A 4,982-nucleotide genomic window follows, 5' to 3' on the forward strand; every position below is an offset into this window, starting at 1 on the left:
ATCCAATTTTCAAGGTGCAACGTTTGTTTTCCGCTGATTTCTCAGCTCTTTCGTCGTGACGAATAATAATATAGCACAGCTTCCACATCGAATCAAGCACTTTTTTCGAGAAATTATTTTCCAGATTCGAGTGTCTAAAAAACGCTTCATTATATATATGGCGACATGCTGCTCACATAACTTCAACCATTGTATCCATCTCGGCTCAAGGGCATTTTCAGTCGTAACACGTCTTCATCACCCCACAACAACATGTATTTGCCAGCAGTAGCCCATCATCTTCTTGATCACCTCATATAGAATGCCCCAACAAAAAATAATTCACCCCGCTCCACACGGAACGATGTGACTGCTGACAAAAGTGGTCCAACCATCTAGGGTGCGCCGTTTTCCCTCTCGTTCCTGTAACGCAAACGCTTGTGGGAAAACGGCCACCCTTTGTTAGAGGAGCGGGCCCGAAATTCCTGTCGAGCGACGCTGGCTGCCGCTTTTTCAATTCCCATCACATAATCAAATTCATATCACCAAATTCATGCCACATATATCCACGTTCCACTGCCTCCAAATAGGCACGGTTTAACCGGTCCGGCCGGATAAAAGCCGATAACAGATCCAAATGACTTGCTTCCGGTTCGTGAAAGCCGGTCAACAAACCGTCCGTGATCCGCAATGTATAATCCTGATCAATCGTCAAATGGGTCCATCCTGTTCCCGCTTCCGCAAATCCACGAGGTGAGACGGTTTCCAAAGCCCGTACGACTGTCGTTCCAACCGCAATGACCCGTTTGCCGCATCGTTTAGCTTCATTGACCATGTTGGCCGTTTCTTCCGGTACCCTGTACTCCTCCCAATTGTCCTCAGGGGATAAACGCCATCGATCATGTAAAAAATAACTCAACCCCGTATGCAGAACGATCCAAGCAATTTTGATCCCTTTGCGCCGCAGGCGGATCAACATCTCCCAGGAAAAAGCCCTACCGGCTGATGGCATTTCCACCGATCCCGGCACGCTGGCCATTACTGTCTGATACTCTTCCAATCCCCACTGACCGGTTACATATTCGTACCGAATCGGTCCCCCCCACCGATACAACTCTTCCCACAGTGCCGGTCCCAACAATGAAAAACGCAAACGCACCAATGGATGATCCGCTTTCCGTCCGATCACTTCACCCGACAGATCCCCGGAGAAAACCAACAGGTCTCTCTCCTGCACCTCTCCTCCCATAACCAGCACGTCCCATTCTACTTCGGTCCACCTGCGTGCCAATCGCACCTCTACTTCCGACATGATTAACTGATCCCCTCGGCGCCACTGTGCCCGTAATGAGGCAGGAACCGTCCGGCTTGCATTCAACACCAACACATCCCCGACATCCAAATAGCGGTCCAGCTGATCGAACCGATCATGTTGCGTCCGCCCCGTTTTTCGGTCCAATACCATCAAACGAACGTGATCTCGTCTGATCCCTCTTTTCTCAGGCGGCGTCGCGGCGTTGAGCCGAGCGGGAACCCGAAAGGAAAAAGGGGTTGCCATGTTCATGACTCCGCCTCCTCTCCCACAAACTCCTCCGCCAACAACCGTTGACCGTTCACCTCCCTGGAAACATCGGATGCCAAATATAAAAAGGGCGCGACCACTTCCCGGGGATCAGCCAGTTCATAATCACAGTCGGGTACGGCCAATCGATGCATCTCTGTATCCATTTCCCCAGGGTCTACCATGTTGACGCGGACTCCTGTTCCCTCGACCTCTTGTGCCCACGTTTGAGTCAATCCCTCCAATGCGAACTTGGAAACCCCGTAAGCCCCCCACCCTGCATAACCGACGCGCCCCGCCTCGGACGTTACATTGATGATCGACCCGCTTTGTCGTGCCAACATTCCTGCAATGGCGCGACGAGTGACAAGAAACGGTCCCCACGTATTGACCCGCATCACTTCCATGAAAGCCTCTTCCGGAAAATCCAACAAATACGGCATCGGACTGGGGCCCAATACAGCTGCATTGTTGATCAAGACATCAATGCGGCCGAATGTCGCCTCAGCAGTGGCGACCAGTCGTTCGGCATCGCGAGGAACGGATACATCCGCAGCGATGGATAAGCAACGCGCTCCCAGCTTTTCAACCTCTGCCGCCGTTTGGGCCAGCTCTTCCTTTCCACGACTGCACAGAACCAACACGGACTTGGCTTCGGCAAATGCAAGTGCCAACGCTTTTCCAAGACCGCGGGAAACACCGGTAATCATCACGACTTTGCCCTGCAGATCGGGATAGCTTGGCAACGATTTGTTCATCCGTAAGCCCCCTCGGTGAATGAAAAATGAAGGTAGTAACCTTTACCCCGGAGGGATACTTTATAAACATTTTTATTTATTATTGTTCATATATCCTCACCATAACATCTTGGAGCGAGGAACAGAAAAGGGGAGTTACGGGCAACGACCAAACCATCCGCAAAGCTGCCCAGGGGTGGGGCCAATGGGGATTGACCGACCAATGTAGAAAGGTTTACATGAGGTTCAATGTCGTTTCACAAATCGTGATTATCATGAGGAAATGGGAGGTGATAGCATGTTTGGAAAGAGGAAATGGAGTAAAAAGTTAGTGGTAGCCACATTAGCAATATTCGTTGTTAGTATGAGCACAGCTTTTGAATCGCATTCACTGGCAGCACAATCGCACACGGAGCAGAGTCAGTTCGCGGAAAAGCTTCCCATTGGCGATCCTGAATTACCTGAGCGGCGTACGGTTGAACATCCTGTCCCTGGAGTGACGATTACTACTGTGCACCGGGGTTACCCTGACTCCAAGGCATTTTTCACTGTCACCGTAGCGACCGTAAACGACAAGGAAACAGCTGAAGACATTCACGCTGCGCTGAAGAAGGCCGGTTTCGACTCACGAATTGAGACGCTAAACGAGCGGGCGCCTGATGATCCCGCTACCGGTCCATTGGGTTATCGTGTCCGCGTAGGTTTCTTTGCAGATAAACCCTCTGCACTGGCAACGGTGGAGAAGATCAAACAGGCGGGGATCCGTCTGGATAACGGTCAAGTCATTGGCGAAAACAGCTCTGTTCAGTATAGTGCCGAGGACGGTGGACCTACAACTGGCCCGTGGGAAATCCGGATTTTGACAATCGATCCGAAACAATACCGTGGTGAGCTCAAAGTTGCTCTCGCAACGCCGGACGGGATTGGAAGCGAAACAGTATCATCTATTGTCCGTCGTACGGGTGCGCTTATTGGTACAAACGCCAGCTATTTTGTGATGCGGGATAGCGATGGGACACCTGGTGACGTTGCTGGCCTTTCCGTAGTGAACGGACGCCTCGTCAGTGAAGCGGTGAACAATACCGGCAGCTTTGTTTTGACCAGCCCGAATGGTCGTGGTGCTCGAGTAGAAAAACTGTCGACCGTGATCTCGGTTCATTCCTCTGACGGATCATCGGCAATCATTGACGGAATAAACCGCAAGCCCGGTCTTATCTTGAACTGTGGCGGCGTAGACGATACACCAACCAATAACCCTAAACATGACTTCTTATGTACTGACCCAGACGAGATTGTCTACTTTACCCGGGACTATGGCCGAGTGGCAGATGCTGGTACCGGAGTACAGGTGACTCTGGACGAGAATGGAAAAGTGATTGCGTTAGACGAGAAACGTGGTGGAACAATCCCCGATAAGGGAATCATTTTGCAGGGTATTGGGAAAGGTGCTGACTGGCTGCGTCTTCACGCGAAAATGGGATCAAAGTTGTACATCAAACAGTCTATCCTGACTGCAGATGGTGAGCCCCTGAAACTCACCAAAAATATCAATATTGTCAGCGGTGGTCCAATACTGCTCAAAGACGGAAAACCTGTAGTTGATGCATACGAAGAAGGATTCCATTGGTCGGAAAGCCCTTTCTACTACAATTTCGGCGTACGTCGGCACCCAAGAACGATTGCCGGCATTACACCTGACGGCAAGATCATCATTGTTGTGGCGGACGGACGTATTCCAGGTGTAGCAACGGGGCTCAACTTCAAGGAAGAAGTGGTACTCATGAAAAGCCTCGGTGTCACTGATGCTGTAAATCTTGACGGCGGTGGCTCTTCGACTTTTGTGGGTCCTGACGGTCTTCGTAATCATCCTTCGGACGGTCAGGAACGTCCAACCGGTGATGCCCTGCTCGTGATGCGCCCCACACATCAAAACGAGTAGTTATTCGATAAATAAATACCTGACGAATGCTTAACGATCAACAATGGGTAGGGAAAAACTCCAATCGGGTGGATTTTTGTCCAGCAATCAGCTGGACTTTTTCTTTATGCGAATAGATAAAAAAAGGCAGCTGAAGCATCCATTTCACATATCGCGATAAACTCAATAATTGGTATCTAGTTCGCGAATCGAAAGCGATGCTCCCTCTACCTTTACATGGTTGCAGCGTAGGATCTATTATTTTGCAGCAATGGCGGTATCAAGATTGAGGCAAATTTGATTTTGACTCGCCCACGGCTTTGTGATTTTTAGGGTCCATTTTGATGTGTTCTATCTCATGACGAATTTTCTCCAACTCTATACGAACGCTTTTAAAACCCTTATCCATCGCCTCTCTATACTCTTCGAGCTTTTGGTACCGATCCTTCACGCGGAACCCCCTTGCTAACTTTCTCCTCCATGGCTCGGCTAAACTCCCTTCCGGCCTGTTTCAAAAACCAGTTATTCTACTTTTTCTTATTTACCAAATTAAAAAAAATGTAAACCTATTTTATCACGCGCATACAGCGACAAAAAAGACCGCTGACAAAATGTCAGCAGTCTCAACACCCGGTTATTCACCCGGGCGTTTTACTTCGGCATTCCCTGAAAACTGAGGAGTGGATTTCAGACTCGCCAGCCATACACCGTTAAGTCGTTTCGCTTCGAAAAGCTCCGTAGAAAGGAGGTGATCCAACCCCACCTTCCGGTAGGGATACCATGTTAC

At 49.8% G+C, this 4,982-nt stretch carries 4 protein-coding genes; 1 reads left to right on the top strand and 3 read right to left on the bottom strand.

Going from position 1 to position 4,982, the window contains the following annotated elements; all coding sequences use genetic code 11:
• Window positions 1–502: 502 nt before the first annotated feature.
• Both NWF35_RS16710 and NWF35_RS16715 read right to left on the bottom strand, forming a co-directional pair.
• Window positions 503–1,543, bottom strand: a complete 1,041-nt coding sequence (locus tag NWF35_RS16710; RefSeq protein WP_301240677.1) for an S-adenosylmethionine:tRNA ribosyltransferase-isomerase — start codon at window positions 1,541–1,543, stop codon at window positions 503–505.
• On the bottom strand, window positions 1,540–2,298 hold the full coding sequence (locus NWF35_RS16715) for an SDR family NAD(P)-dependent oxidoreductase (RefSeq protein WP_301240679.1): 759 nt from the start codon (window positions 2,296–2,298) through the stop codon (window positions 1,540–1,542). Before NWF35_RS16715 ends, NWF35_RS16710 begins: the two co-directional genes overlap by 4 nt.
• A 277-nt stretch (window positions 2,299–2,575) precedes the next feature.
• Here NWF35_RS16715 and NWF35_RS16720 point away from each other — a divergent pair, with 277 nt between their 5' ends.
• Window positions 2,576–4,216 (top strand): phosphodiester glycosidase family protein, encoded by a 1,641-nt coding sequence (locus NWF35_RS16720; protein WP_301240681.1) that lies wholly within the window; start codon window positions 2,576–2,578, stop codon window positions 4,214–4,216.
• A 259-nt stretch (window positions 4,217–4,475) separates the two neighbouring features.
• Here the strand turns inward: NWF35_RS16720 and NWF35_RS16725 are convergent, their stop codons facing one another.
• Window positions 4,476–4,646 carry a hypothetical protein gene (locus NWF35_RS16725; protein ID WP_301240682.1) on the bottom strand — a complete coding sequence of 57 codons (171 nt, stop codon included), beginning with the start codon at window positions 4,644–4,646 and terminating at the stop codon, window positions 4,476–4,478.
• Window positions 4,647–4,982: the final 336 nt, after the last annotated feature.

It is taken from the genome of Polycladomyces subterraneus, assembly GCF_030433435.1.
GTDB classification, from domain to species: Bacteria; Bacillota; Bacilli; order Thermoactinomycetales; family JIR-001; genus Polycladomyces; species Polycladomyces subterraneus.

What these genes read in the sequence shown, in the direction of transcription:
- NWF35_RS16710 (WP_301240677.1), bottom strand. Translation starts at nt 1,543, where the DNA reads ATGAACATGGCAACCCCTTTTTCCTTTCGGGTTCCCGCTCGGCTCAAC.
- NWF35_RS16720 (WP_301240681.1), top strand. Translation starts at nt 2,576, where the DNA reads ATGTTTGGAAAGAGGAAATGGAGTAAAAAGTTAGTGGTAGCCACATTA.
- NWF35_RS16715 (WP_301240679.1), bottom strand. Translation starts at nt 2,298, where the DNA reads ATGAACAAATCGTTGCCAAGCTATCCCGATCTGCAGGGCAAAGTCGTG.